Raw genomic sequence first — 26,944 nt, 5'->3', positions numbered from 1 at the left:
AAGCCGGAACCGCCGGCAACCCGGCTCACCCGGCGGCGGTGAGCCGCTTTCCACGCGGATTCGGCTTTCAGTGGAGAGGGGTATCATTCCGGTCGCACGACGATGGACGACCTCCTTCCGCTCGTCTACGGAGAGCTCAAGCGGATCGCGGCGCGTCAGCTGCGGAACGAGCGCTCCGGCCACACCTTGTGCACGACGGCGCTCGTGCACGAGGCGTGGCTCGAGCTGTCGAATCTCGATCGGATCAAGTGGCAGAACCGCAATCATTACCTGGCGCTGGCGGCGCAGGCGATGCGGCGGGTCCTCATCGATCACGCCGTGGCGCGCAAGGCGCAGAAGCGAGGCGGCGGCGAGCGGATGGAAACGCTCTCCGAAGACCCCCTGCTGCTCGTGGACGGGCGGGGCGAAGAACTGCTGGATCTCGATCGCGCGCTCCAGCGGCTCGGGGCGCTCGACGCGCGCCAGGCCCGCATCGTGGAATGCCGGTTCTTCGGCGGCATGAGCATCGAGGAGACAGCTGAAGCGCTCGACCTGTCGCCCGCCACGGTGAAGCGCGAGTGGGCGCTCGCGCGCGCCTGGCTGAACCGGGAGCTGTCGGCGTGATGCCGGACGCGGCTCGCTGGGATCAGGTCCGGCGGCTCTTCGCCGCCGCGATGGACTTGTCCCTCCGCGAACGCGAGAGCTTCCTCGCCCGCGCGTGTGCCGGCGACGCGCCCCTTCGCTCCGAGGTCGCGGCCCTGCTCGCGTCGCACGACGCCAGCGGTCCGATCGATCGCCTGGCCGCCGAGCTGTCCGGCGCGATCGGCCAGGTCCAGACGCAGTCGGCGCCGCAGCCGGGCTCGGTCGTCGCGCACTACACGATTCTCGACGTGCTCGGCGCCGGCGGCATGGGCGTCGTCTACCGCGCGCGCGACGAGCAGCTCCAGCGGCTCACCGCGCTGAAGTTCCTGCCGCCGCACCGCGTCGCCGACGCCGCCCTGAAGCGGCGCTTCCTCACCGAGGCGCGGGCGATCGGCGCGCTCGATCATCCCAATGTCTGCACGATCTACGAGATCGGCGAAACCGCCGAGGGGCACCTGTACATCGCGATGCCGCTGTACGAGGGGGAGACGCTCCAGGCACTGCTGGCCAGGGGCACGCTCCCGGCAAGACGCGCGATCGGCATTGCCGTCGAAATCGCGCGCGGCCTCGAGGCGGCGCACAGCCGCGGCATCATCCACCGCGATGTCAAGCCGTCCAACGTCATGGTCCTGCCGGACGGGCACGTCAAGATGCTCGACTTCGGCGTCGCGAAGGTGAAGGGGCTCACCGGGACGGCGAGTGACGCCCGGATGGGCACGCTGTCGTACATGAGCCCCGAGCAGATCGCCGGCGAGGCGCTCGACCAGCGCAGCGACGTCTGGTCGCTGGGCGCGGTGCTCTACGAGATGCTGACCGGACGCGTGCCGGGCGCGCGCACCTACGTACCGCCGTCCGCGCTGCGCGACGACGTTCCCGAGGCGCTCGACGACGTGGTCGCCACCGCGCTGGCGACGCTGCCGGAGCGCCGGTTTCCGTCGATGGCGGGGCTTGGAGCGGCGCTCGGCGCCATAACGCTCGACGACCTGAAGGGTTCGACGCGGGCGGCGGCCGACAAGGCCACGGCCACCGCCGCGCCGATCAGGCCAGCCGCGGAACGGCGGCGCGCCGCGGTGCTGGTATCGCGCGTGTCGCACCACGATGCCCTGGTCGAGCGGCTGGATCCGGCGGCGCTCGACCGCGTGTCCGCCGCGGTGCGCGACGCCGCCCTCGACGCGGTCCGCCGCCACGGCGGGATCCTCAACCAGGCGGACGGCGATCAGATCGTGGCGTTGTTCGGCATCCCGGCCGGCCAGGAAGACGACGATCTGCGCGCAGTGAAAGCGGCCCTCACGCTGCACGCGAGCGTTCGCGCGATCCAGCCGGACAAGGCCGCGGGGGCGGCCTGCCGCATCGCGGTGCAGACCGGCATCGATTCGGGGTCGCTGGTGGCGCAGCGGCTTCGGGAGGAGAGCCGGCGCTACGGCGTGACCGGCGCCGCGGCGGACGCCGCCGCGCGTCTGGCTTCCGCAGCCGCGCCGGACACGATTCTCATCAGCCCCGGATGTCATCGGCTGGTCGAGCCATTCCTGCTCGTCGAGCCGGCGCCGCCGATCGCAGTGCAGCACCAGGCCGAACCGATCGTTCCGCTGCGCGTCCTCGGCGAATCCGGCATCCACACCCGGCTCGAAGCCGCGGACCGATCCGCGCTGACGCCGTTCACGGGCCGCGCGCCGCAGTTGTCACTGCTCGAGGGGCTGGTCGCTGAGTCGCACCACGGCCGCGGCCGAATCGCCGTCGTCGTGGGCGACGCCGGGATCGGCAAGAGCCGCATCATCCACGAGCTGCGCGAGCGCATGGCCGCGTCGTCCACCCTGGCGCTGACCGGCCGGTGCCGAGCCTACGGCGGGATTTCCGCCTATCTGCCGGTGGTCGACCTGCTGCGCGAGATCCTCGGCGTCAAACCGGATGACGACGCGGCGCGGGTGGTGCTGAAAGTGCGCGAGACGGACGAGTCGCTGGAGCCGTTCATCCCGTTCTATCTCCACCTCCTGTCGGTGCCGCCGGACGTGTTCGTCGTGCCGCAGCACCTCCGCGGAGAGCACTTCCATGCCGCGATGCTCGACGCGATCGCCGCGCTGCTGATGGCGGCGGCCGGCCGCTCTCCGCTCCTGCTGCTGCTCGAGGACTGGCATTGGGCGGACGATGCGTCGCGCGAGGTGCTGCAGCGCATCGCCGAGGTGGTCGAGTCTCATCGCATGACCGTGGTCGTGACCACGCGCCCGGAACCGGCCGCGCTGGCGGAGCTGGCGGCGATTGGCACGGTCGTGCACCTCGAGCCGCTCGAGACCCCCGCCTGTCTGGTGCTGCTGCGCTCGCTGCTCGGCGCCGAGCGGATCGGAGAGGATCTCGTCCGCCGTCTGCAAGAGCGCACCGGCGGCAACCCCTTCTTCCTCGAACAGGTCGCGCACAGCCTGCGCGAGGAAGGCGCGGTCGTCAGCGTCGGAGACGAGGCCGTGCTGGCCCGGGATCTCGACAGCCTGCAGCTGCCCGCGACGGTTCAGGCGGTGATCCGGGCGCGTCTGGATCGGCTCGACGGCGACGCGCGCGAGGTCCTGCGCATCGCCTCGGCGATCGGCCGGGAGTTCGGCGCGGAGCTGCTGAGCGCGGCAGTCCCCGGACACATCGACACGCCGCGCGCGCTCGAACGCCTGCGAAGCGCCTCGCTGATACAGCAGGTCCGCGTGCTGCCCGACCCGGCGTTCCGCTTCAAACACATCCTGACCCTGGAGGTCGCCTACGACAGCTTCCTGGAGCACCAGCGCAAGGCCGCGCACGGCGCCATCGGGCGCGCGCTCGAACGCCAGGGCGTCGGCCGCGACGACGAGCGCGCCGAGGCGCTGGCCCACCATTTCGGCAAGGCCGACCTCTGGCCCGAAGCGGTGCGCTACGGACGGCGGGCCGCTGCCCGGCTCCGCGCCGTCAGCCAGTTCGGCAACGCGCTCGCGCTGCTCGATCGGCTGCAGGCCTGGCTGGCGCATCTGCCGGCCGACGAGAGCGGCGAGCTGCTGCCGGACATCCTGCTGGAGCAGGAGCGGCTGTGTGAAACACTGGGCCAGCGACGGCGGCAGCAGGCGATCATCACCGAACTGATTTCGATCCTCGCCCCGCGCGGCGCGTCGTCGCGTCTCGCCGAAGCTTATCTGCGTCAGGGGGATCTGCTGACCCTGCTGAAACAGTTCGACGCCGCGGAGCGCGCGCTGAACACCGCGCTGCGGCTTGCCCGCGACCACGGCGACCGGCGGCTCGAGCGCAGCGGCCTGCGCAGCATCGGTCTGCTGCGCTGGCACCAGGATCGCCACCTCGATGCCCTGGCCATCGCCGAACAGGCGCTCGCCTTCGACCGCGACATCGGCGACGAGCGCAGCATCGTCGCCGATCTGGCGAACATCGGCAACATCCTGCGCGCCCTCGGCGAGCACGACCGGGCGCGCGCCGTGCTCGAAGAAGCGTTGACGATGCCGATCGTGGAGCGCGAGCCGGCCGGGATGTCGAGCGTCCTGCACAATCTCGCCAACGTGCACCGCGCCTCCGGCGACGCCGACACCGCGCTCGCCTGCCTGCTGCGCGCGGATGAAGCGATGCAGGCCAACATGCTGCCGGTACACCGCTCGTTCCACCTGACGACGATCGCGAACATCCGGCTGCAGCGCGGCGAGGTCGAGGAGGCCGTGCAGACCTACCAGCAGGCCGTCGATCTGTCGCGCCGCGCGCGGCACGCCGAGGGATTGGCGCAGGCGCTGCGGCTGCTCGGCGACGTGCAGTTCGGCCTCGGACGGGATGCCGAGGCCGCGGCGAACCTGTCCGAGGCTGCGGGACTGTTCGCGCAGCTCGAAGATCCGGCGTCGCAGGCGGAGGCGTGCGCGAGAGTGGGCATCGCGCAGGAACGCCTGGGGCAATGGCCGGCGGCACTCGAGGCTTGGACGGCGGTCCTGGAGCTGCGTCGATCGCTGTCCGACCCGGCGGGGGAGCTGGAGGCTCGCGAGGGTCTCGCGCGGGCGACACGCCGGGCGGATCCCTCACGGTGCATCGCCGCGTTCGAGCAGGCGCTGGCGCTCGCCACCGTGCTCGGCGCCGGCAGCCGTCAGGTGGCGCTGCACAATACGCTGGGCATCCTCCACTGGGAGCGCGGCGACTTCGCGGCCGCCTTCCGGCATTACGACGCGGCGCTGCGCCTCTGCCGTCTGACCGGCGACCGGGTCCACGAAGGGCTGATGTTGAATTGCGTGGGGCTGACGCTCACCCGCCTGCGGCGCGACGACGAAGCGCGAACGGTCCTCGAGGAGAGCGTCACGCTGAACCGGCACACGTCGGAGCGCCGCCTCGAAGCGCACGCGCTGGCCGCGCTCGCCGACATCTCGCAGCGCGAGGATGCCCGCGACCTGCTCGAACAGGCGCTCGCGATCCGCCGCGGTCTCGGCGACGAAGAGGTCGTCGCGGATCTCCGCCGCCGGCTGATCGAGCTGGAAAGCGCCACCCGCTGAACGAAGGAGCCCCGATGCCGCGATACATCATCGAACGGACGGTCGGAACGATCACCGCCGAACAGCTCGAGGCCGTCGGGCGCAAGTCGAACGCGGTCCTCGACGGGATGCCGGACGTGCGCTGGATCCGGAGTTACATCTCTCACGCCGCCGGCAAGATCTACTGCGAATACGACGCGCCCAGCGTCGAGGCGATCCTCGAGCACGCCCGGCGCACCGGCATCCCGGTCGACAAGGTGTCCGAGGTCAGCCTCGAGATCAGTCCCGCGATGTTCCGGTGACCGCTCGATGATCGATCAGCGAAAGCGCTGATTGACGGCGTCCCAGTTCACCACGTTCCACCACGCCGCGAGGTAATCGGGACGGCGGTTCTGGTACTTCAGGTAGTAGGCGTGCTCCCACACGTCCACGCCGAGGATCGGCTTCTTCCCTTCCATCATCGGGTTGTCCTGGTTGGCGGTGCTCTCGATCACCAGCTTGCCGCCGGCGTCGACCAGCCAGGCCCAGCCGCTGCCGAACCGCTTGACCCCGGCGTCGTTCAGCTGCGTCTTGAACGCGTCGAAGCTGCCGAAGGTGGACTTGATCGCCGCGGCAATCGCGCCGCTCGGCTCCCCGCCCTTGCCCGGCCCCATGATCTCCCAGAACATCGTGTGGTTCACGTGGCCGCCGCCGTTGTTGCGCACCGCGGTGCGGATCGCCTCCGGCACGGTGTTGATGGTCTTGATCAGATCGTCCGCGCTCTTGTTCTGCAGCTCGGGATGCTTCTCGAGCGCCGCGTTCAGGTTGTTCACGTACGCCGCATGGTGCTTGTCGTGGTGGATGCGCATCGTCTGTTCGTCGATGTGCGGCTCCAGCGCGTTGTAGTCGTACGGAAGCGGCGGAACTGAATGAGCCATCTGCTGTCTCCTCACTGAATCTCGAGCATGCGATCGAGGGCGAGCTTCGCCCATCGCCTGGTCTCGTCGGGCACGACGATCTGGTTGTGGATCTGTCCCTCGCGCAGGCCTTCGAGGACCCACAACAAGTGGTTCGGCGACACCCGGAACATCGTCGAGCACAGGCACCCGAAGGGATCGAGCGTGACGACCAGCCGATCCGGCGCGACCTGGTTCGCCAGCCGGTTCACGAGGTGAATCTCGGTGGCGACCGCCCAGATCGAGCCCTTCGGGCTCCCCTTCACCGTCTCGATGATGAACTCGGTCGATCCGCTCAGGTCCGCCGCCTGCACCACGTCGAACGTGCATTCCGGATGCGCGATCACCTTCCCGCCGGGATGCTTCTTCCGGAACGCCTCGATCTGCGCGACCGTGAACCGGGTGTGGACCGAGCAGTGCCCCTTCCACAGGAGGAGCTTCGCGCCGCGCGCCTCCTGCGGCGTCAGGCCGCCGCCCACTTCGTGCGGATCCCAGACCGCCATGCGGTCCAGCGGCACGCCGAGCTTGTAGGCGGTGTTGCGCCCGAGATGCTGGTCGGGGAGCATCATCAGCGTCTCGCCGCGCTGCCACGCCCACTTCATCACGTTCGCCGCGTTGGTCGACGTGCAGACGACGCCGCCGTGCTCGCCGACGAACGCTTTGATCGCCGCCGATGAATTGATGTAAGTGACCGGGACGATGGCGCCGACGTCGACGCCCATCTCCGCCAGCTCGCGCCAGGCGACGGCGAGTTGATCCTCTGCGGCCATGTCGGCCATCGAGCATCCGGCGGCGAGGTCCGGCAGCATGACCTTCTGATGCGGGCCGCGGAGGATGTCGGCGCTCTCCGCCATGAAGTGCACGCCGCAGAAGACCACGTACTCGGCCGTGTGCCGCGTCGCCGCGGCCCTGGCGAGCTTCAGCGAATCGCCGGTGTAATCGGCGAACTTGATCACCTCGTCGCGCTGGTAGTGGTGGCCGAGGATCACCAGCCTGTCGCCGAGCGCGCGCTTCGCCTCGATGATGCGCGCGTCCATCTCGTCGTCCGAGAGGCGCAGGTACGCCTCCGGCAACGGCTGCCGCTCGCCGATGCTCTCTTTCTCGACCTGGGTGAGGAGTCGAATGTCCATCTACGACGCCTGAACCTGCAATTCCGCGTCCGGCCCGGTTATCACGTTGTAAAGCGTGTCGCGCTCGTACGGATCGCGGCCGGCGTCACGGATGAGCCGGCGGATGGCCTTGGTCGTCATGCCTTCCGGCGTCGTGGAGCCCGCCATGTGGTAGATGTGCTCTTCCTGCACCGTGCCGTCGAGGTCGTCGGCGCCGAACCACAGCGCGAGCTGAGCCGTTTCCACTCCGGTCGCGATCCAGAACGCCTTGACGTGCGGGATGTTGTCCAGCATCAGCCGCGCCACCGCGTGGACGCGCAGCGTTTCCACCGCCCCCGGCGCGGGCAGCTTTCGCATCTGGTTGTTGTCGGGATGGAAGGCGAGCGGGATGAACGCCTGGATCCCGCCGGTGTCGTCCTGCAGCGCCCGCGTCCGCAGCATGTGATCGATGCGCTCTTCGGCGGTCTCGATATGGCCGTAAAGCATCGTGACGTTCGTGCGCATCCCGAGCCGGTGCGCCAGCCGGTGGATCGAGAGATAGCGATCGGCGTCCGCCTTGTCGGCGCAGATCTTCCGGCGCACGCGCTCGGCGAAGATCTCCGCGCCGCCGCCGGGCAGCGAATCGAGCCCCGCCTCCTGCAGCGCGCGCAGCACCTGCTCGTCCGTCATGCCGTAGAGGTCCGCGAAGAACGCGATCTCCACCGCGGTGAAGCACTTCAGGTGGATCTCGGGGCGGATCCGTTTGAAGCCGCGGAGCATGTCCGTGTAGTAGGAGAAGGGCAGATCCGGATGCAGCCCGTTGACGACATGGACCTCGGTGAGCGGCTGGCCGGCTCGCTGCCGCAGCTTGTCCCAGGCCTGCTCCAGGGACATCGTGTAGGAGCCCGGATCGCCGGGGCGCAGACGGGCAAAGGAGCAGAAGAGGCAGCTCGCGACGCAGACGTTGGTCGCTTCCAGGCGGATGTTGAAGTTGTAATAGGTGCGCGCGCCGTGCCGCTTCTCGCGCTCGCGATTGGCGAGCCAGCCGAGGGCGAGCGTGTCCGGACAGGCGAACAGGCGGACGCCGTCGTCGAACGTCAGCCGGACGCCAGCGTCGAGCTTGCCTGCGATGTCATCGAGCCCCAGAGCAGCCAGACGGGCACGCATACAGACTACATATGTTACTCCGCTGTCGGGCGCGCGCCAGCGCGCCTGCAGCCTGATATATAGTCAGAGACTCTCGGGCGGTCACGCGAAGTGGGTGCGAAGCCCACGCGGTGCCGCCACTGTAAGCGGGGAGCGGCATCCCCTCAGCCGGCTCGAGCCGGCCGCCACTGTCTCGCCCCAGCAGCGTGCTGCGAAGGCGGACGGGAAGGCGCGGGATGTCCGTGACGATCCGCGAGCCAGGATACCTGGCCGCCCGGGCCGATTCACCTGTCCAACGGCGCGAATGCACGCCGTAAGGAGGCCCGCAGTGTCCGCTCTATCCGCGCTCGTCGTCTCGCTTTCCGTCTCACTGTTCTTCCCCGCCGCCCAATCCCCGATCCCTAGTCCCCGATCCCCGATCCCTAGTCCCCAATCCCCGATCTCGGGCGTCGTCGTCGACGATGCGGGACGGCCGGTGCCTCGGGTGGCCGTCGACGTCATCGCCTCCAGCGGCACGGTGGCCGCAACGATCTTCACCGACGCCGAGGGCAGCTTCACCGCCCCATCCGCGCCCGACGGCTGCCGCCTGCGCGCGTCGCTGGCCGGATTCCGCCCGGCATCGATCGACTGCCGTGCCGATGCGCCGGTCACGCTGACGCTCGCGGTCGCGCCGATCGCGGAGCAGATCGTCGTCTCGGCGACGCGCACGGAAGCGCCATCCGGCCAGGTCGCGTCCGCCGTCACGGTGTTCGACGCGGAAGAGATCGAGCGGCGGCAGCAGCCGCCGTTGTCGGATCTTCTGCGCCAGGCGCCGGGAACGGCGGTCGTCCGCGTCGGCGCTCCCGGATCGGTGACGTCGCTGTTCGTCCGCGGCGGCGAGAGCAACTACACCAAGGTGCTGCTGGACGGCATTCCGCTGAACGAGCCGGGCGGGGCGTTCAACCTGAGCAACATCACCACCGGGAACCTGGAGCGCGTCGAATTCATCCGCGGCGCGAATTCCGCCATCTACGGGTCCGACGCCATGACCGGCGTGCTGCAACTGTTCACGCGGCGCGGCGAGTCGCGGCGTCCGGAGGCGCGTCTGAGCTTCGAGGGGGGCACTTTCTCTACTGCCCGCGGCGCGGCGGGCGTATCCGGCAGGACCGGCCGCCTCGATTACTCGGGCGAGATCGCAGCGCTGACGACGGACAACGAGGTTCCGAACAATCACTTCCGCAACACGACGTGGTCGGGATCGGCGGGTCTGCGGCTCGGCGCCGGCGCGACGCTTCGCGTCGTCGGCCGCGCGGAACGCGGCCGTACCGGCGTGCCCGGCGCGACGGCGTTCGGACGCGCCGACCTCGACGCGTTCTTCCGGCGCCGCGACACGACGACAGGGGTCGCGTTCGACCAGACCGCCGGCGCGCTCCATCATCGCGCGTCGTACGGGCTCGCGGTCTCGCATCAGGCATCGACCAACCTGCTCCTCGACCCGCCGTACGTGCCGTCGTTCGAGGGGCGGACGGCGCCATTTGCATTCGCGGATTTCTCCTACGACAGCCGAACCGACCTGAAACGGCATCATGCGAGCTATCAGGCCGACGCGACCACCTCGAGTGAACGCCGCGGCACCCACGTCGACACGGCGCTCATCGAGTGGGATGGGGAGCGCGCCGACCTGCGCGACGCGATGGCGGGGACGAACGTACCGGCGTCGCGCGACAACGTGGGGGTCACGCTGCAGCACCAGGCCCTATGGCCGCGGGTGTTCGTCACCGCCGGCGTGCGCTTCGAGCACAACGACAGCTTCGGCGGCGCGGCGGTGCCGCGCGTGTCGGCGGCGTGGTACGCGCGCCGCGGCGGACGGGCGTTCGGCGTCACGCGTCTGAGCGCGAGCGCCGGCAAGGGCATCAAGGAGCCCACGCTGCTGCAGTCGTTCAGCCCGTCCCCGTTCTTCGAAGGCAACCCTGACCTGCGGCCGGAGCGGACCCGGTCCTACGAGGCGGGCGTCGAGCAGCGGCTGGCCGCGGATCGCGTGCGCCTCACCGCCACGTGGTTCGACAACCGGTATCGCGACATCATCTCGCTCCTCACCGATACGGCGACCTTCCATGCCCGGTATTTCAACATCGGCCTGACGACCGCGCGCGGCGCGGAATTGAGCGGCGACGTCGTGCTCGCCCGCGGCCTGCGCGGCCACGCCGGGTATACGTTCACCGGCTCGGAGATCGTCGAGAGCACCTCGCCGAGTCCCGTGTTCAGGCAAGGCAGCCGCGCGTTCCGGCGGCCGCGGCACTCCGGCTTCGCGGGCGTCGCGTGGACCGGCGCGCGCGGGTCGATCGATCTCTCCGGGTCGTTTGCCGGCCGCCGCGTCGACAGCGATTTCGCCTCGCTGGTGCCGGCCCTGCTGGAGAACGGCGGCTATGCCGCGGTCGACGTGCGCGGCTCGCTGCGCGTCTCCCGCTCGCTGACGTTCACCGCGGCCATCGACAATCTCACCGGCAGCGATCGGATGGAGCCGCTCGGCTACCCGGTGCTCGGGCGCGCTGTCCGCGCCGGCATCCGCGCGCGGTTCTGATGCGCGACGCGGCGCCAAGGCCTCGGGCGGCGATCTCGTGGAGCGGCGGCAAGGACAGCCACGCCGCGCTCGCCGCCGTTCGCGATCGTCTCGACGTCGCCGCCGCCTTGACGATGTTCGACGAGGCAGGCGAACGCAGCCGCTCGCACGGACTCCGGCGCACGCTGGTCGAGGCGCAGGCGGCGCGCCTCGGCCTGCGCCCGGTGATCGCCCGGTGTGACTGGAGCACCTACGACGCCGCGTTCCGCGACGCGCTGATCGCGCTCGCCGCCGGCGGCATCACGCACGTCGTCTTCGGCGATCTGACGTATCCGGAACACCGGGAGTGGGCGGAAGCGCGCTGCGCCGAGGCTGGCGTCGAAGCGGTCGAGCCCTTGTTCGGCATACCGACGACCGACCTGTTCGACGCGTTCGCGGCCTCCGGGACGCGGGCGCTGCTCGTCACGATCCGCGAGCCGTGGCTCGACGAAACCTGGCTCGGGCGGCCGCTCGAGTTCGCCATGAAGCCGGTGTTCGCCAGGCGCGGCATCGATCCGTGCGGGGAGAACGGCGAGTATCACACCGCGGTCGTCGATTCGCCGCTGTTCTCGCATCCGATCCACGTGTCCCCCGGCGCGCGCGTGCGCCGGGGGGATTGCGTGGCGCTGGACCTGATCCCCGATGCTGCGGGCCTCTGACGTCTGGTTCGCGTACGACCGGACCCAGGTGCTCCGCGGCGTCGGCCTCGCCGTGCCGGCGGGGGCGATCGTCGGCATTCTCGGGCCGAACGGTTCCGGCAAGACGACGCTGCTGCGGGTGCTCGCCGGCACGCGGCGCCCGCAGCGCGGCAGCGTCACACTGGACGGGGCGCCGCTGACGTCGTTCTCGCGCGCGGGGCTGGCCCGCCGCATGGCCGCGGTGCCGCAGGAGACGCATCTCGCGTTCGATTACACGGTCGCCGAGGTGGCGATGATGGGGCGGTACCCGCACCTCGGCGCCTTCGAAATCGAGGGACCGTCGGACGTGGCGGTGACCGAGGAGATGCTGGCCGCCACGGGGACGCTGCACCTGAAGGAACGGCTGTTCGCGACGCTCAGCGGAGGCGAGAAGCAGCGCGTGGTCATTGCCGCGGCGCTCGCGCAGATCGAGACGCGTCGCGGGGCCGGGAAAGAGGCCGACGGCGGACTCCTCCTCCTCGACGAGCCCACGGCGTCGCTCGATCTGAAGTATCAGCTCGAGATTGCGGCGCTGCTGCGGCGGCTGCACGACGAGCGCGGCCTGACGATCCTGATCTCGACGCACGATCTCGGCCTGGCGGGCACGCTGTGCGAGGCGCTGCTGATGATTCGCGGCGGGGAGGTCGTCGCCGACGGCGACACCGATCGCGTGCTGAGCGCGCCGAACATCCGCGCCGTGTTCGACGTGGACGCCGAGGTCATCCAGCGATCCGGCAGGCGGATCGTGGTCCCGCTGCGATGACGCTCCGGGCACGCTTCGCGCGGACGGTGGCTGGATTCGGCGTCCTCGCGGCTGCCGCGGTGCTCACCGCGCCGCTCGTCGGCCCGACGGCGGTGGACTTCCGGCGCGTCTTCGACATGTCGATCCCTTTCGCCGACAATCCGGACGCGCAGATCTTCTTCATCGCCCGGCTGCCGCGAACCCTGGCCGGGGCGAGCGTGGGCGCGCTGTTCGCCGCCGCCGGCGTCGTCTTCCAGGGGCTGCTGCGGAATCCGCTGGCGACGCCGTTCACGCTGGGCGTCTCGACGGGGGCGGCCCTCGGCGCCATTCTCGCGATCACCTTCAACTGGTCGGCGGGAATCGCCGGCCTGTCCGCCGTGCCCGTCGCCGCCTTCGCCGGCTCGCTGATGGCGGTCGCCATCGTCTACGCCCTGGCGCAGGCGCGTCATCGCGGGCTGTCGACGACGGTGCTGCTGCTCGCCGGCGTGACGATGAATGCGTTCTTCTCGGCGATGATCCTCTTCGTGCAGTACTTCGCCAGCTTCGCCGATACCTACCGGACGCTGCGCTGGCTGATGGGGGACCTCGACGTGAGCAGCTATCAGCCGCTGATCGCCGCGGCGCCGACGGCGGCGCTCGCGCTGGGAGCGTTCGCCTGGCTGGCCCGGCCGCTGAATCTGCTGTCGCTCGGCCCGGACAGCGCGGAGTCGCGCGGCCTCGACGTGACGCGGGCGCAGCGGACGGCATTCTTCAGCGCCTCGCTGGCGACCGGCGCGGCGGTGTCGATCGGCGGGCCGATCGGATTCATCGGCATCATCGTTCCGCACCTGGTGCGCCTGCTCGTCGGGCCGGATCACCGGCTCGTGCTCCCCGCCTCCGCCCTCTTCGGAGCCGCCTTCCTCGTCGGCTGCGACGTCATCGCGCGCACGATCCTCGCGCCGGTGGAGCTGCCGGTCGGCATCATCACGGCGCTGATTGGAGGTCCCTTCTTCCTATGGCTGCTCATCTCGAAGCGCTGATTCCTGCCGTCCTCGCGGCGGCGTTCGTGCTGCTCTCGCCGGGGAGCGTCGGCCAGGCGGCCGGCGGCGGCCGTCCGCCCGCGGCGGCCACGCGCATCATCTCGCTGGTCCCCGCGGTGACGGAGATGCTCTACGCCATCGGTGCCGGCGGACGCGTGGTCGCGGTCAGCAGCTATGACACCTATCCGCCGGAGGTGAAGCCGCTCCCGCGCGTGGGCGCGCTGCTCGATCCGAACGTCGAGCGCATCCTGTCGCTCGAGCCCGATCTGGTCGTCGTCTACGGCAGCCAGGACGACCTCAAGACGCAGCTGGCCCGTGCCGGCATCGGTGTGTTCGATTACCGTCACGCCGGCCTGGCGGACGTCACGACGACGATCCGCGCCCTCGGGGCGCGCACCGGCGACGCCGCGGGCGCGCGGGCTCTCGCCGATCGGATCGAGCGCGGCCTGCGCGAGATCCGGGCGCGCGTGCAGGGGCGGCCGCGCCCGCGCACGCTGCTCGTATTCGGACGCGAGCGCCTGGCGCTGCGCGGGTTGTACGCGAGCGGCGCGATCGGCTTCCTCAACGACATGCTGGAAACCGCGGGCGGCGCGAACGTGTTCGCGGACGTGAGGCTGCAGGCGGTACAGGCGAGCACCGAGCAGATCATCGCAAGGCGTCCAGAGGTGATCCTGGAGATCCGAGCCGCGAACAGCGCGTTTCCGACCGGCGACCGCGACGCCGAGCTGAACGTCTGGACCGCCCTCGCCGCCGTTCCCGCCGTGCGCAATCGCCGCGTCCACTTCCTGTTCGACGATCGCATCGTCATTCCGGGCCCGCGGGTCGTCGAGGGCACCGAAGCGATCGCGCGGGTGCTGCACGCGCCCGTGTTCGCCGGGGCGGGCGCCGGGCGCGAGCGATGAAAGTCCTGTTGTCGTGGAGCAGCGGCAAGGACAGCGCATGGGCGCTGCACGTGCTCCGGCGCGACGGCGTCCGCGTGGCCGGACTGCTGACGTCGCTGAACGAAGCGGCGGGACGGGTGTCGATGCACGGCGTCCGTGAAGACGTGCTGCGGGCACAGGCGGCGTCCGCGGGCCTGCCGCTGCAGGTCGTCCGCCTGCCCTGGCCGTGCACGAACGACATCTACGAGGAGCGTTTCGCCGCCGCGGTCGCGCAGGCGGTCGGGGAAGGCTACACGCACGTCGCCTTCGGCGACCTGTTTCTCGAAGACGTTCGCGCGTACCGCGAAACGCGCCTCGCCGGGTCGGGCCTCGCACCTTTGTTTCCGCTCTGGGGCATGCCCACGCCGGCGCTGGCGCGGGCGATGATCGCCGGCGGACTGCGGGCGCGGATTGCGACGCTCGATCCGCGGGTGATGCCGCGCGGACTGGTCGGCGCCGGATTCGACGAGGCGCTGCTGGCGCAGCTTCCCGCCGCCGTCGACCCCTGCGGCGAGCGGGGCGAATTTCACACGTGCGTGACCGCGGGACCGATGTTTGCGGCGCCCGTAAGGGTTACGGGCGGCGAGGTGGTCGAGCGCGAGGGGTTCGTGTACGGGGACCTGATGCTTCAGGCGGCGGCAGCCGCGCCGGGACCCGCGGCGGGATCGTGAGACGGCTGCCGCACGCGTCGCACGCGTAGATCGTCGAGAACCGTCCGTCGTGAACCAGGGTCAGGGGGCTGTCGCACTCGGGACAGCGGCGTTGGTTGTCGCGAACACTCATCGCTGCGATCGAGACTCGCTACGGATGCCCCCGGCACGGCTAAAGGAGTCAACGCGGTTCGTCGGCGCGCGTTGCCGTGCCGGGGACAATCCGAAGCAGGGTAGTGCGGCTCCTCCCGCCGGCACCATCCTGTCGAGACAGTATTTTTCCGGCCGATCACACGATCGCGGCAACCGGGCCTTCCCCGGCCCGCAGCCCGCGGACGGAGGCGGCATCGAGCAGCAGCTCTCCCGCCCACCTGAATACATTTCTGTCAGCAACATGCCACCGCATGGCGCGCATCCGCCGGGACTGTTCGGCGTGAGGCAGTGTCAGGGCGTCGGCGATCGCGTCGGCGACGTTGTCGATGTCGCATGGATTGATCAGCAGCGCGTCCGGCAGGTCGCGCGCGGCGCCGGCGAACCTGCTGAGCAGCAGCACCCCTTGCTCGTCGTCGCGCGCCGCGACGAACTCCTTGGCCACCAGGTTCATCCCGTCGTCCAGGCTGTTGACGTGACAGGCGTCGGCGGCGCGATACAGACGGAACACGTCGCACGGCTCGAGGTGGCGCTCGATCAGGATCACCGGCTGGTAGGCGCCGTCGCCGAATCGCTCGTTGATCGCCGCAGCCTGCGCGCGGACGCGTTCGCCGAGCTGCTGGTAGCGTTCGAGGCGCGTGCGGCTCGGAGCCGCGACCTGCACGAACACGGGGCGCGCGACCGTCGCGTTGCCGCGCGCGAGCAGCCGGCGGATCGCCGCGAGGCGCTCCTCGATGCCCTTGGTGTAATCGAGCCGGTCGACGGCGAGCATCATCGGCGCGTCTTCGTCGATCCCGAGCTCCGTTCGCACGATCCGCCGGCACTGTTCGATCGACGGCGACACGGCCGCCCAGCGGCTGGGCCATTCGATCGAGATCGGATACGTCCGCACCGACGCCGCGCCGTGCGGGCGCTGCACCACGCCGCTCCGCCGATTCACCGGCGCGTCTGCGAGCGGTTCCACGCACTCCAGGAACGCGCGCGCGTGATCGGGGGTCTGGAAGCCGACGATGTCGCTGCCGAGGAGACCTTCGACGAGCGCCTCGCCCTGCGGCAGGCGGCTGAAGCGCGCCGCGTTGGGCCATGGAATGTGCCAGAACGCCACGATCGTCGCGTTCGGCAGCCGCTCGCGGACGAGCGCGGGCAGCAGCGCGAAGTGGTAGTCCTGGACGAGAACGATCGGCCGCGGCCCGTGGGCCTCCGCGACCACCGCGTCAGCGAAGCGCCGGTTGACCCCCTGATAATGGCGCCAGTCGGAGCGGGTGAACCGCGGGCTCTCGAAGGCCAGGTGGCAGAGCGGCCACAGCGCGCCGTTCGAGAAGCCGTGATAGTAGCCGCGCTCCTCGCCGCGGGTCAGCCAGACGCGGCGCAGCGTGTAGCTGGCGCCGGCGTCGCCGACGCGGAGCCGGTCGGATCGATCCACTGTCGCCCGATCGGCCGAACCGGAGCCGTGCGCGATCCACGTTCCGCCGGTGGCGCGCAGGACGGGATCCAGCGCCGTGACGAGACCGCTGATCGGATGCCGGACGGCGATCGACCCGTCCGGCTCGAGCTCGTGCACGCACGGCTCGCGGTTGGCCACGACGATCAATTGCTGTCCGTCGAAGTGTTTGCGCAGCGCGGTCTTGAGCCAGCGGGGATTCCAGACGGTCATCATGGGTCACCTCGCCATGCGTGCGGCGCGGGCGGCGTGGTGCGCCGTCCGGGCGTTGTCCGCTTCCTGCACCACGCGCTCGAGCCAGGCCAGCCCGGCGCGTGGATCGCCGGGTTCGAGCACGATCGGATCGAGCGGCACGTCGACGTGCGGCGCGATCTCGAGCGCGCCGGCCCCCTCGACCGCGGCGGCGGTCAGCGCCGCGCCGAACGCCGTGCGATAGAGCGTGGTCAGCAGCGCGATCGCGGCCTGCGGCCCCTGGACCGCCGTCGCGACGTGGAAGTCCGCGCTGCGCCGGCAGGTGATTCCAGCGGCGTCGAGGGCGCGGAACAGCCGGCGCTCGGCCAGCGGATTGCCGCCGAGCAGCCGGAACGGCTCGCCGTACTCGCGCAGCTTCGCCAGACGCGCCTCGAGCAGTGAGACGCCGGATTCGCGCGCCACCTGCTCGACCGACATCTCGCTGAAGCCGATGACGCCGAGACTCAACCGGTCGGCCGCGCGTCGAAGCGTGTCGACGACCGAGTCGTAGGGGGTCGCGAACTCGACCGCGAGATAGCCGCCTACTCTGCGAGTGTTGTGAAGGTCGACGCCGAAATACCGCTCGGGCAGGAACGCGGCGCCGCCGCTTTCGCTCACGAACGGGTGGAAGATGCCAAAGGCCTGGCGCGTGCTCTCGACCTGCGCCCGGGTCCGCTCCGAGCAGAACACGAGCACGACGCGCTCGTGCGCCAGCATCTCGAGCGCCCGCGCCAGCGGTCCGCGCGCGTCGGCGGCCGGCACCGGCACGGCGTCGACATCCGCAAAGACGATGACTGGTGTTTTCCTCATGGGACCTTCCGACGATAGCGTCGCCGGCCGATCCGTCCCATCCGGTCGCCACAGTATTTGCCGCGGCGATCCGCTGTAAAAGCGGCTACCCGAACAGCGATGCCGCAGTCGAGAGCGGCGTAAGATGAACCGGTGATCTCCACGATCCGTGCCGCCATGTTCGCGGGATTCGGCCTGGTCGCGGGAATCTGGCTGTTCGCCGGGTACTACTTCGCCACCCGCATGGCCGAGCTCGAGCGTCGCTCGGCGGACATCAGCGCCCGCTACACCCGCGCGCAGGACCTGCTGACCACCGTTCGCGGCCACGTGCTGATGGGCTCGGTCTACGTGCGCGACGCGCTGCTCGACCCCAATCCGGCAACCGCCGAGCAGTACCGCCACCAGCTCGAGGAGAGCTATCACACCGCCGCCGAGGCATTGAAGGGCTACGTGCCGGTCATCGACGAGCCGGGAGAGCAGATTCGCATCGAGCGCCTGCGCCGCGAGCTGAACGAGTTCCGCCGGACGCTGTTCGAAGTGCTGTCGACCGACAACCGCGAATGGCCGGCCGAGGCGCGCAACCTGCTGCGGCGGCGCATCATGCCGCGGCGCGAAGTCGTCATGCACATCTCGGAGGAGGTGCAGGCGCTCAACCGCAGCGCCTTCGTTCAGCAGCAGGAAGACATCGCCTCGCTGTACCGCGCGACGCAGCGCCGCGTCTGGGAGACGGTGGGGCTCGCGCTGGCGGCGAGCGTCGCCATCGCACTGGTCGCGACGCTCTACGCCGGCCGGCTCGAGGAGCGGCTCAAGCGGCAGCGCGAACGCGACGTCGAGACGGCGCGCGACCTGCAGCGGCTCTCGTCGCAGCTGCTGACCGCGCAGGAAGAAGAACGGCGCAGCATCGCCCGGGAGCTGCACGATGAGGTCGGGCAGGTGCTCACCGCGATCAAAGTGGAGCTCGCGCTGGCGCAGCGCTCGGCGGAGGCCGCCGGCGTCAACGTGGACGGGCTCAACGACGCGCGCAAGATCGCGGAAGGGGCGCTCCACACCGTGCGCGACCTGTCACGGCTCCTGCATCCCTCGATGCTCGACGATCTCGGCCTGCCGGCGACGATCGACTGGTACCTGAAGGGCTTCGGACGGCGGCACGGCGTGCGCATCGAGCTGCTCCAGGACGGCATGAGCGAGCGGCTCGCGCCGGAGACCGAAGCGGGGATCTACCGAATCGTCCAGGAAGCCTTGACCAACGTCGCCAAGCACGCGCAGGCCACCACCTGCCGCGTCTTCCTCCAGCGCCTGACCCATTCGGTGCTGGTGACGATCGAGGACGACGGGGTGGGTTTCAGGCCGGATCAAGTCGGCGCGCCCGGCGCCTCGCGGGGCATCGGCCTCGTCGGCATCCGCGAGCGCGTCGCTCAGCTGCGCGGCGACCTGCGGCTCGAGAGCGGTCCGGGGAAAGGCACCCGGCTCACCGTGGAAGTGCCCGTCGACACGGGCGCGATGGAGGCGCTCGCTGGCTAAGCTCCGCATCATCCTCGGCGACGATCACACGATCGTCCGTCACGGCCTGCGCAAGATCCTCGAGGAGCGGCGTGACTGGGAGGTCGTGGCCGAAGCCGGCAACGGCCGCGATGCGGTCAGGAAGGTGCTCGACCTGGTGCCCGACATCGCCGTGCTGGACATCGGCATGCCGCAGCTGAACGGCATCGAGGCGACCCGGCAGATCGTGCGGCGCGCGCCGGCGGTGCGCGTGCTGATTCTCAGCATGCACGCCGACGAGGCGTACATCACGCAGGCGCTGCAGGCGGGGGCGAAAGGCTACCTGCTCAAAGACTCCGCGGACACCGACCTGATCCGCGCCGTCACCGACGTGGCCGACGGCCGCTCGTTCTTCAGTCCGGCGGTTGCGAAAGTGATGCTGGACGACTACGTGCGGCATCTCGCCGACAAAGGCATCGCCGATCGCTACGAAGCGCTCTCCGAGCGGGAACGGGAGATCTTTCAGCTGATCGCCGAGGGGCACAGCAACAAGGGCATCGCCGATCTGCTGTCGATCAGCCCCACCACCGTCGAGACCCACCGCGCCCGCATCCTGCAGAAGCTCGATCTCCACAGCACGGCGGAGATCGTCCTGTACGCGGTGCGGCGCGGCGTCATCTCCTAGACGCTCACCTGATGATGCGCAGGTTGGTCGGGGCGGTGAGCTTGCCCTTCTGCGTCACCGTCACCGAACGTCCGGCGATCGTCACGGTCGCCGTGCGCGATGCCGTGGTGGTGTTCGCCGGGACGACGATCGTCGCCGTGCCGTTGCCCGAACCGCTGCCCGTCAGCGTCATCCACGTGGGGGCGCCCGACGACGACCAGGCACACCCCCCCTGCGTCGTCACCGTCAGCGTCGTGGTGCCGCCCGTCGACGCCACCGTGACGGTTTCGGATGAGACCGTATAGGTGCACGCGGCGGTCGCCGTCTGGGTGACGGTGAAGGTATTCCCCGCGATCGTGAGCGATCCGGTACGGCTGGCGCCGGACGTGTTCGTCGCGACGACGAACGTGACCGTGCCATTGCCCCGTCCGGGTCCGGCATTGAGCACCGCGATCCAGCTGGTGTTGCTCTCGGCGGTCCACGCGCAGGTCGCGTCGGCGGTGACGGCGCTGCTGCCGAACCCGCCGTCGGAGGTGAAGGATCGGCTGGTCGGCGTCATCGTGGCCGTGCAGAGGACCGGCGCCGCCTGCGTCACGGTGAAGCTCGTTCCGGCGATGAGCAGCCGCCCGGTACGGGACGTCGTCCCGGGGTTGGGCGCCACCGTGAAGGCGACGGTGCCCGATCCGGTGCCGTTGGCGCCGGCGGTGATGGTTATCCACGTGGCGTCGCTGGTCGCCGCCCACGGACAGGTCGAGGCCGTCGTGACGGCGCTGCTTCCCGTGCCGCCGGCGCCGCTGAATCCCTGGCTCGAGGGAGAAATGGTGAACGAGCAGCCCGCGCCGGACTGCGTGACCGTGTAGGTCTTCCCCGCGATCGTGAGCGTTCCGACTCTCGTCGCCGATCCGGTGTACGACGCCACGATGAAGCTGACGGTGCCGCTGCCCTTGCCCGGGCCCGGATTGATCACCGCCACCCAGGCGACGTTGCTGACCGCATCCCACTCGCACGCCGCTTCCGCGGTTACCGTCGACGTCCCGAAACCGCCGTCCGCCGTATGCCAGCTGCTGGTGGACGAGAGGGTCGGCGTGCAGACACTCGGCGACGTCTGCGTGATCGTCACGGTCGCATCCGCGATCGTCAGCGTGCCGGTGCGGACGGTGTCGCCGGTGTTCGGCTCGATGGTGAACGCCGTGCTGCCGGACCCGGTTCCCGAACTGCCCTCGATGACGGTGATCCAGGAGGCGTTGCTGGTCGCCCTCCAGGCGCAGCCCTGCCCGGTGGTGACCGTGCTCACGCCGGTGCCGCCGCCGCCGGCGAAGTTCTGGTTCTTGGGCGAGACGCTGTGCGAACAGGTCGCGCCCGCCTGGTCGATCGTGAACGTCGACCCGGCGATCGTGAGCGTTCCGGTTCGCGCCAGCGTCGAGGTGTTGGCGGCGACGCTGAAGCCGACGCCGCCGGATCCCGACCCGGTCCCGCCGTTGGTGACAGTCACCCACGCCGCGTTGCTCGTGGCGCTCCAGGCACAGCCGGACCCCGCGGTGACCGCGCTGCTGCCGGTTCCGCCCGCAGCGGCAAACGACTGGCTGGTCGGAGCGATGCTATAGGAGCACGCCGCGTTGGCCTGCGTCACCGTGAAGGTCTTGCCGGCGATCGTCAGCGTGGCCGAGCGCGCGGTCGTCGCCGTATTCGCGGCCACGCTGAAGCCCACGACGCCGCCACCGGATCCGGAGGCGCCGCCGGTCACGGTGACCCAGGAGGCATTGCTCGCCGCGGTCCAGGCGCAGCCCGATCCCGCTGCCACGGTGCTGGCGCCGCTGCCGCCGGCAGCGGTGAACGACTGGCTGGACGGTGAAATGCTGTAGGTGCAGACCACCCCCGCCTGCGTGACGGTGAACGTGGCGCCGGCGATGGTGAGCGTCCCGGTGCGTCCGCTCGTCGACGGATTCTCGGCGACGCTGAAGCTCACGTTGGCGGAACCCGAGCCCGAGGCGTTGGACGTGACGGTGATCCACGAGACGTTGCTGGTCGCGTTCCACACGCAGCCGGAGCCGGCGGTCACGGCGCTGCCGCCGCTTCCACCTGCGGCGGAAAACGACGCGGAGAGCGGCGAGACCGCAGGCGTGCAGGGAACGCCGCCGAACGAGAACGTGTTCGTGCGCGTGCCGCCGCTGCGGCCTCCGGGGCCGACGGCCTCGACGACCGCCTCGTAGGTGACGCCGGTGGCGAGCGGCGTCGTCAGCAGCGAGACGAAGTCGAGGCGGATCATGCCGTCCGTGCCGGGCGACGGCTTGCCGAGATCGGCGCCGGACACCGGCCAGACCCCGCCGGCGACGAAGACCTCGATCGTGTACCGCTCGACCACCGGGGCGCCCGTGGTGGTCAGGGCGTTGTGCTGCGGGGAGGGGGTGAATTCGACGCGCCGCGCATCGACGATGCTCTGTGCACGCACGTCCAGCGCCGTCAGCAGCAGCGCCGCAAGCACGCACAGAACAACTCGCCAACTCGGTCGCAGGAACATGACCCCCCTGTTCCGGTCACAGGACCGGCGGGAGGCTCAGTGCAGATCCGGGGCCGACCGGTTCAGATCGCGTAAGCGGTTGAAATTGCGGGAGAAAGGTGCCGGGTCAGCCGGCAAACTGCACGGGAACCGATTTCGGAATCAGTCCTCGCTCGTACGCTTCCGTCATCAGGCGCTCGACCGCCTTCCGCCCGCGCTCCCCGTAGCCGAGCGTCAGGTCGTTGACGTACATGCCGACGAAGCGGTCGGTCTTCTCCTTGTCGAGGCCGCGGCCGAACTGCTGGGCGTAGTCGACCGCCTCGGCGCGGTGCGCCAGGGCGTAGGCAATGCTGTCGTGCAGCAGCTTCGAGACCCTGCGGATCATCTCGGGGCCGAGATCGCGCCGGATGATATTGCCGCCGAGCGGCAGCGGCAGCCCGCCGGTCCGCTCCGCCCACCACTCGCCGAGATCGACGATCTTGCGCAGGCCGTTGTCGCCGTAGGTGAGCTGCCCCTCGTGGATCAACAGCCCCGCGTCGGCGTGGCCGTCCTTCACGAACTGCTCGATCTGATCGAACGGCACGACGACCGGCTCGAAGTCCGGCTCGTACAGTTGCAGCGCGAGATACGCGGTCGTCAACGTTCCGGGGATCGCAATCTTCCGCCCCTTGACGCCGCCTGCGCCGGCGCCGCTGCCGCCGGATGTGCCGGCGGCGGAGGCGGGGCGGGAAACGACGATCGGACCGTAGTTGTCCCCCATGCTCGCGCCGTGCGGCAGCAGCGCGTACTTGTCGAGCAGGTGCGCATAGGCGTGGAAGGAAACCGCGGTGACCTCGTACTTGCCCTCGAACGCGGCGCGATTCAGCGTCTCGATGTCCGAGAGGACCTGGTCCACTTCGATGCCGCCGGTGTCGACCGCGCCCGACGCCAGACCGAAGAACATGAACGCGTCGTCGGAGTCGGGACTATGCGCGACGGTTATCCTCTGGGCCATCCAACGAGTGTAGCAGACGCTTCACGCCCGCGGGCCCGTTGACGAAGAACTCCGCGCCGGACGCGCGGTCGCTCGCGGAGATCGTCATGCCCTCGGGACCGACGGCGCGGAACGCATCTTCGTCCGTCACGTCGTCCCCCACGTAGACGGTGAACGTCGGGCCGTGCACCCGCTCGATGCGCTCGCGGATCCACTGCAGCGCGCTGCCCTTGTGCCAGGAGATGCCGGGCAGCAGCTCGACGACGCAGGAGCCCGGCAGCACGCGCAGGCGTCCGGCATCGAGGTGCTCGCGCGCGGCGTCCATGAAGAGCGATTGCGAGACGATGCGCACCGCCGGCGCCGCTTCGCGAAAGTGCAGCGCGATGGAGAACACCTTGTCTTCGATGAAGACGCCGGGCAGCGCCGGGAGGTGCGGCCGCATGGCCCCGGCGATCGCCCGCATCGTCGCCGTCGCCGCGGCAGCCTCGGGATGCATGAAGGTCTCGCCCGGCGCGTGGATCTCGAGCCCGTGGAAGCCGGCGACGTAGACCTCGCCGGGAATCTTCAGCCGCTTCTCGAGATCGGGCAGCCGCCGGCCGCTGATGATGCCGACCGTCGACTTCGGCTTCAGCGCGAGCGACGCGAGCAGGGCGCGCACCTCGTCGTCCAGGCCGACCGCGCCGGGATCGGGCAGGAAGGGCGTGAGAGTGCCGTCGAAGTCGAACAGCAGCAGCAGGTGCCGGCCGCAGCGGCGGCGAACGAGCTCCGAGGCCGCGACCTGCGCGTTCATACTGCCATTGTCACGCCACCCGCCCGAACCACGACCGGCGCCCGCTCTGGATGCGCTGCAGGTTGTCGAGGATCTCGGAGGCCCACGCGAAGACACTGCGTCCGGCGACGGCGCGGCGCAGACGCCGCATCCGGCGCATGCGCTCCTCCGGCGGCATGCTGATCGCCCGGCGCAGCGCGTCGATGAAGCCGCGGCCGTCGTAGGGATTGATGATGATCGCCTCGCCGAGCTCCTGCGCCGCGCCGGTCAGCTCGCTGAGCACGAGGACGCCGTCTTCGTCGTTGCGCGCGGCGACGAACTCCTTCGCCACCAGGTTCATGCCGTCGTGCAGCGAGCTGACGATGCAGAAGTCGGCGAGCTGATAGAGGGCGACGAGGCGCCGCAGCTTCAGCGCCCCCTTGCGATAGCGGATCGGGCCGTCGGCCGGCCCGCGTCCGTAGCGGGCGTTGATGTCGGCGACGCGGGCGTCGATCTCTTTTTCCAGCGACGCGTAGCTTTCGAGCCGGGAACGCGACGGCACGCCGATCTGGACGAAGAGCAGCTGTGCCGCGAGCTCGGGAGATTCGGCGAGCAGGCGATCGATCGCGTCGAGCCGCTCCGGGATCCCCTTCGTGTAGTCGAGCCGGTCGACCCCGATGCCGACGATCGGCGCGGCGATGCGCAGCTCGCGGCGCAGCCGATCCTTCTCGACCAGCAGCCGGGGATCGCGCGCGGTGGCGTTGATGCGATCGAAGTCCACGCCGATCGGGACGGCGACGACGTGCACGTCGCGTCCGGCGAGGCGTACGCCGCCGGTGGTCGTCTCGAGGCGCAGCTCCTCGCGCACGGCGGCGAGAAAGTTGCGGCGATCGCGTTCGAGCTGAAAGGCGATGAGATTGTTCGCGAGCAGCCCTTCGAGGATCTCGCGCCGCCACGGGCACATGCGCAGCCGATCGGCGCTGGGCCACGGGATGTGCCAGAAGATCGCGGTCCGCGCGTTCGGCTTGAGACGGCGCAGCTCGCCGGCGACGAGCGCGAGGTGGTAATCCTGGATGAACACGGGCGTGCCGTCGGCCAAATCCTCCGCGACCGCTTCGGCGAAGCGCTGGTTCACCGACTGATACGCCGCCCAATCCTCCGCGCGGAACACCGGCTTCACGTGCACGGTGTGGCACAGCGGCCAGAGGCCCTCGTTCGAGAAGCCGCCGTAGTAGCGCTGCTCTTCCTCGTCGGTGAGCCAGATGCGATGGAGATCGTAGGCGGGGGCGTCGGGCGGCACGCGCACGCGGTCGCGCGGATCGCAGACCTGACGATCGGCCTCGCCGGCGCCGTGCGCGATCCAGGTGCCGCCGCGTTCGCGCATCAGCGCGTCGAGCGCGACGGCGACGCCGCCGGTGGTCGGCACGGCGGCCACCGATCCGTCCTCGGCCGTTTGATGAAGATAGGGCTCCCTGTTGGAAACGACTATGAGCACTCTCAGTGCGAGAGCAAGGTCGTTGCCAGCAGGGCCGTGACCACGGCTGAGACGCGTTCGATCGCGTAATCGACGTCGGCCTCGGTCGTCGAACGGCCGAGTCCGAAACGGATGGAGGCGGCCGCCATGTCGGAGGTCGCGCCGATCGCCTGCAGGACGTGCGAGGGCGCCTGGCTGCCCGAGGCGCAGGCGGATCCGGTGGATACGGCCAGATCGCCGAGCGCCATCAGCAGGCGCTCTCCTTCGATGCCGTCGAAGCTGATGTGCAGGTTGTGCGGCAGCCGCTGCTCGAGCGTGCCATTGACGCGCAGGCCGGGCACGCGGGCGCGGAGTCCGTGGAGCAGCCGGTCGCGCAGCGTGCTCAGGCGCGCCGCTTCCCCGGCCATCTCGACGCGGCAGATCTCCGCCGCACGGCCGAGACCGACGATCCCCGGCACGTTCAGGGTGCCCGAACGCACGCCGTTCTCCTGCCCGCCGCCGACCGCCTGCGGCGCGATCGCGATCCGCGGCCGCGCCTTGCGGATGAACAGCGCGCCGCAGCCCTTGGGACCGTAGAACTTGTGCGCGGTGAGCGACAGCAGATCGACGTTCATCGCCCGCACGTCGATCGGCACCTTGCCGGCCGCCTGCGCGGCGTCGGTGTGAAACAGCGCGCCGTGCTCGCGCACGATCGCGCCGAGCGCCGCCATCGGCTGCACCGTGCCGATCTCGTTGTTCGCCGCCATCACGCTGACGAGCACCGTCTCGGGGCGCAGCGCGCGCTTCAGCGCCGCCGGATCGACCAGCCCGCCGCTGTTCACGCCGAGGATCGTGACCGCGCATCCGGCGGTCTCGAGGCCGCGGCACACGTCGAGCACCGACTTGTGCTCGATCGCGGTCGTGATCACGTGGCGCGGCCCGTCGCCGCGCGCCGCCGCCACGCCGCGGAGCGCGAGGTTGCTCGACTCGGTCGCGCCGCTGGTGAACACGATTTCGCCGGCAGAGGCGTTGATCAGCGCCGCCACCTGGGCCCGCGCCGCTTCGACCGCGTCGCGCGCGTCCCAGCCCCAGGCGTGCTGCTTGCTGTTCGGATTGCCGAACCGCTCGGTGAAGAACGGCAGCATCGCCTCGAGGACGCGCGGATCCACCGGCGTGGTGGCGTGGTAATCGAGGTAGAGGGGCTTCACGTGGTCACCGCGTGCCGCGCGACAGGGTCATCGGCATGACCTCGGGCGGCGGCGGCGGGATGTCGCTGGAGATCTCGGCCAGCGAGCACTCGGCGAGCGCGGACAGAATCCGATCCTTGATCCGCCAGAGCGGATCGCGGACGTTGCACTTGACGAACTGCTCGCACTGCTCGTCCTCCGTGGAGCAGGCGGTGACCGTCAGCGGACCGTCGATCGCCTGGATGATGTCGGCGACGGAGATCGAGGTCGTGGCGCGCGACAGCGTGTAGCCGCCGCGCGTGCCCTGGTGCGAGGTGAGCAGCCCGTGGCGCGCGAGGCGCTGCAGCACCTTGGCCATCAGCTCGATGGGAATGTCGTACTGTTCGGCGATCTCACGGGCACTCGTCGAGGCCGACGCGGAGTCGGTCTTCCGGGCGAGGTGCTTCATCGCCATCAGCGCGTAATCCGCCTTCTTAGAGAGTCGCAGCATCGTTAA

General features: G+C 70.2%; 22 protein-coding genes and 1 riboswitch. Of the genes, 11 read left to right on the top strand and 11 right to left on the bottom strand.

Annotated features, from left to right (window positions below):
- The first annotated feature begins 102 nt into the window (after positions 1-102).
- The 3 genes from VFK57_15075 to VFK57_15065 are packed head-to-tail and all read left to right on the top strand — an operon-like array spanning position 103 to position 5,383.
- Positions 103-603, top strand: a complete 501-nt coding sequence (locus VFK57_15075) for a sigma-70 family RNA polymerase sigma factor (protein HET7697035.1) — start codon at positions 103-105, stop codon at positions 601-603.
- Entirely contained in the window at positions 603-5,102 is a 4,500-nt protein-coding gene (locus VFK57_15070; GenBank protein HET7697034.1) for a tetratricopeptide repeat protein, read from the top strand. Before VFK57_15075 ends, VFK57_15070 begins: the two co-directional genes overlap by 1 nt.
- A 14-nt stretch (positions 5,103-5,116) precedes the next feature.
- A complete protein-coding gene (locus VFK57_15065) occupies positions 5,117-5,383 on the top strand; it encodes a DUF4242 domain-containing protein (GenBank protein ID HET7697033.1) in 267 nt (88 codons plus the stop codon).
- A gap of 15 nt (positions 5,384-5,398) precedes the next feature.
- On the opposite strand, the gene VFK57_15060 is transcribed toward VFK57_15065, so the two are convergent.
- Genes VFK57_15060 through mqnE form a run of 3 tightly spaced genes read right to left on the bottom strand, consistent with a single transcriptional unit; the run spans position 5,399 to position 8,271 of the window.
- On the bottom strand, positions 5,399-5,998 hold the full coding sequence (locus VFK57_15060; GenBank protein HET7697032.1) for a superoxide dismutase: 600 nt from the start codon (positions 5,996-5,998) through the stop codon (positions 5,399-5,401).
- Between the two features lie 11 nt (positions 5,999-6,009).
- Entirely contained in the window at positions 6,010-7,146 is a 1,137-nt protein-coding gene (gene nadA, locus VFK57_15055) for a quinolinate synthase NadA (protein HET7697031.1), read from the bottom strand.
- Positions 7,147-8,271: an aminofutalosine synthase MqnE gene (gene mqnE / locus VFK57_15050; GenBank protein HET7697030.1), complete on the bottom strand. Its 1,125-nt coding sequence runs from the start codon at positions 8,269-8,271 to the stop codon at positions 7,147-7,149. It lies immediately after the preceding gene.
- An 87-nt stretch (positions 8,272-8,358) separates the two neighbouring features.
- A riboswitch (cobalamin riboswitch) is annotated at positions 8,359-8,515 on the top strand.
- 39 nt (positions 8,516-8,554) lie between these two features.
- Between mqnE and VFK57_15045 the strand changes: the two genes are divergently transcribed.
- The 6 genes from VFK57_15045 to VFK57_15020 are packed head-to-tail and all read left to right on the top strand — an operon-like array spanning position 8,555 to position 14,857.
- On the top strand, positions 8,555-10,810 hold the full coding sequence (locus tag VFK57_15045) for a TonB-dependent receptor (protein HET7697029.1): 2,256 nt from the start codon (positions 8,555-8,557) through the stop codon (positions 10,808-10,810).
- Entirely contained in the window at positions 10,810-11,487 is a 678-nt protein-coding gene (locus VFK57_15040) for a hypothetical protein (GenBank protein ID HET7697028.1), read from the top strand. The genes VFK57_15045 and VFK57_15040 overlap by 1 nt, the downstream gene beginning before the upstream one ends.
- Positions 11,471-12,268, top strand: a complete 798-nt coding sequence (locus VFK57_15035) for an ABC transporter ATP-binding protein (GenBank protein HET7697027.1) — start codon at positions 11,471-11,473, stop codon at positions 12,266-12,268. Before VFK57_15040 ends, VFK57_15035 begins: the two co-directional genes overlap by 17 nt.
- Complete coding sequence (locus tag VFK57_15030; protein HET7697026.1) at positions 12,265-13,266, top strand: iron ABC transporter permease; 1,002 nt, start codon at positions 12,265-12,267, stop codon at positions 13,264-13,266. Before VFK57_15035 ends, VFK57_15030 begins: the two co-directional genes overlap by 4 nt.
- Positions 13,242-14,168, top strand: coding sequence for a helical backbone metal receptor (locus VFK57_15025; protein HET7697025.1), 927 nt, complete (start codon positions 13,242-13,244; stop codon positions 14,166-14,168). Before VFK57_15030 ends, VFK57_15025 begins: the two co-directional genes overlap by 25 nt.
- Entirely contained in the window at positions 14,165-14,857 is a 693-nt protein-coding gene (locus tag VFK57_15020; protein HET7697024.1) for a hypothetical protein, read from the top strand. Before VFK57_15025 ends, VFK57_15020 begins: the two co-directional genes overlap by 4 nt.
- 268 nt (positions 14,858-15,125) lie before the next feature.
- On the opposite strand, the gene VFK57_15015 is transcribed toward VFK57_15020, so the two are convergent.
- Together VFK57_15015 and VFK57_15010 are read right to left on the bottom strand one after the other, a co-directional pair.
- The gene (locus VFK57_15015; GenBank protein ID HET7697023.1) at positions 15,126-16,640 is read right to left on the bottom strand and encodes a trehalose-6-phosphate synthase; all 1,515 of its coding nucleotides are present in this window, start codon (positions 16,638-16,640) and stop codon (positions 15,126-15,128) included.
- A gap of 6 nt (positions 16,641-16,646) precedes the next feature.
- Positions 16,647-17,468 carry a hypothetical protein gene (locus VFK57_15010; GenBank protein HET7697022.1) on the bottom strand — a complete coding sequence of 274 codons (822 nt, stop codon included), beginning with the start codon at positions 17,466-17,468 and terminating at the stop codon, positions 16,647-16,649.
- A gap of 132 nt (positions 17,469-17,600) precedes the next feature.
- Here VFK57_15010 and VFK57_15005 point away from each other — a divergent pair, with 132 nt between their 5' ends.
- On the top strand, positions 17,601-18,968 hold the full coding sequence (locus tag VFK57_15005; GenBank protein ID HET7697021.1) for a sensor histidine kinase: 1,368 nt from the start codon (positions 17,601-17,603) through the stop codon (positions 18,966-18,968).
- Positions 18,961-19,611 carry a response regulator transcription factor gene (locus VFK57_15000; GenBank protein ID HET7697020.1) on the top strand — a complete coding sequence of 217 codons (651 nt, stop codon included), beginning with the start codon at positions 18,961-18,963 and terminating at the stop codon, positions 19,609-19,611. The genes VFK57_15005 and VFK57_15000 overlap by 8 nt, the downstream gene beginning before the upstream one ends.
- 4 nt (positions 19,612-19,615) lie before the next feature.
- On the opposite strand, the gene VFK57_14995 is transcribed toward VFK57_15000, so the two are convergent.
- The 6 genes from VFK57_14995 to VFK57_14970 form a co-directional block, all read right to left on the bottom strand.
- Entirely contained in the window at positions 19,616-22,072 is a 2,457-nt protein-coding gene (locus VFK57_14995) for a BACON domain-containing carbohydrate-binding protein (protein ID HET7697019.1), read from the bottom strand.
- A gap of 142 nt (positions 22,073-22,214) precedes the next feature.
- On the bottom strand, positions 22,215-23,081 hold the full coding sequence (locus VFK57_14990) for an MqnA/MqnD/SBP family protein (GenBank protein HET7697018.1): 867 nt from the start codon (positions 23,079-23,081) through the stop codon (positions 22,215-22,217).
- Positions 23,053-23,850, bottom strand: coding sequence for a trehalose-phosphatase (gene otsB / locus VFK57_14985; protein HET7697017.1), 798 nt, complete (start codon positions 23,848-23,850; stop codon positions 23,053-23,055). Before otsB ends, VFK57_14990 begins: the two co-directional genes overlap by 29 nt.
- A 10-nt stretch (positions 23,851-23,860) precedes the next feature.
- Positions 23,861-25,303: a trehalose-6-phosphate synthase gene (locus VFK57_14980; GenBank protein ID HET7697016.1), complete on the bottom strand. Its 1,443-nt coding sequence runs from the start codon at positions 25,301-25,303 to the stop codon at positions 23,861-23,863.
- Positions 25,304-25,305: 2 nt separating this feature from the next.
- Positions 25,306-26,469 (bottom strand): IscS subfamily cysteine desulfurase, encoded by a 1,164-nt coding sequence (locus tag VFK57_14975; protein HET7697015.1) that lies wholly within the window; start codon positions 26,467-26,469, stop codon positions 25,306-25,308.
- A gap of 4 nt (positions 26,470-26,473) precedes the next feature.
- Positions 26,474-26,938 carry an SUF system Fe-S cluster assembly regulator gene (locus VFK57_14970; GenBank protein HET7697014.1) on the bottom strand — a complete coding sequence of 155 codons (465 nt, stop codon included), beginning with the start codon at positions 26,936-26,938 and terminating at the stop codon, positions 26,474-26,476.
- Positions 26,939-26,944: the final 6 nt, after the last annotated feature.

The organism is Vicinamibacterales bacterium (genome assembly GCA_035699745.1).
In the GTDB taxonomy this organism is placed as follows: Bacteria; Acidobacteriota; Vicinamibacteria; order Vicinamibacterales; family 2-12-FULL-66-21; genus JAICSD01.
Note: the sequence above shows the minus strand (reverse complement) of the source record. Positions and strands in the feature narration are given on the sequence as shown.

Excerpts from the sequence above, each read along its gene's own strand:
- VFK57_15075 (HET7697035.1), top strand. The coding sequence starts at position 103 with ATGGACGACCTCCTTCCGCTCGTCTACGGAGAGCTCAAGCGGATCGCG.
- VFK57_15070 (HET7697034.1), top strand. The coding sequence starts at position 603 with ATGCCGGACGCGGCTCGCTGGGATCAGGTCCGGCGGCTCTTCGCCGCC.
- VFK57_15065 (HET7697033.1), top strand. The coding sequence starts at position 5,117 with ATGCCGCGATACATCATCGAACGGACGGTCGGAACGATCACCGCCGAA.
- VFK57_15060 (HET7697032.1), bottom strand. The coding sequence starts at position 5,998 with ATGGCTCATTCAGTTCCGCCGCTTCCGTACGACTACAACGCGCTGGAG.
- nadA (HET7697031.1), bottom strand. The coding sequence starts at position 7,146 with ATGGACATTCGACTCCTCACCCAGGTCGAGAAAGAGAGCATCGGCGAG.
- mqnE (HET7697030.1), bottom strand. The coding sequence starts at position 8,271 with ATGCGTGCCCGTCTGGCTGCTCTGGGGCTCGATGACATCGCAGGCAAG.
- VFK57_15045 (HET7697029.1), top strand. The coding sequence starts at position 8,555 with ATGCACGCCGTAAGGAGGCCCGCAGTGTCCGCTCTATCCGCGCTCGTC.
- VFK57_15040 (HET7697028.1), top strand. The coding sequence starts at position 10,810 with ATGCGCGACGCGGCGCCAAGGCCTCGGGCGGCGATCTCGTGGAGCGGC.
- VFK57_15035 (HET7697027.1), top strand. The coding sequence starts at position 11,471 with ATGCTGCGGGCCTCTGACGTCTGGTTCGCGTACGACCGGACCCAGGTG.
- VFK57_15030 (HET7697026.1), top strand. The coding sequence starts at position 12,265 with ATGACGCTCCGGGCACGCTTCGCGCGGACGGTGGCTGGATTCGGCGTC.
- VFK57_15025 (HET7697025.1), top strand. The coding sequence starts at position 13,242 with ATGGCTGCTCATCTCGAAGCGCTGATTCCTGCCGTCCTCGCGGCGGCG.
- VFK57_15020 (HET7697024.1), top strand. The coding sequence starts at position 14,165 with ATGAAAGTCCTGTTGTCGTGGAGCAGCGGCAAGGACAGCGCATGGGCG.
- VFK57_15015 (HET7697023.1), bottom strand. The coding sequence starts at position 16,640 with ATGACCGTCTGGAATCCCCGCTGGCTCAAGACCGCGCTGCGCAAACAC.
- VFK57_15010 (HET7697022.1), bottom strand. The coding sequence starts at position 17,468 with ATGAGGAAAACACCAGTCATCGTCTTTGCGGATGTCGACGCCGTGCCG.
- VFK57_14990 (HET7697018.1), bottom strand. The coding sequence starts at position 23,081 with ATGGCCCAGAGGATAACCGTCGCGCATAGTCCCGACTCCGACGACGCG.
- otsB (HET7697017.1), bottom strand. The coding sequence starts at position 23,850 with ATGAACGCGCAGGTCGCGGCCTCGGAGCTCGTTCGCCGCCGCTGCGGC.
- VFK57_14970 (HET7697014.1), bottom strand. The coding sequence starts at position 26,938 with ATGCTGCGACTCTCTAAGAAGGCGGATTACGCGCTGATGGCGATGAAG.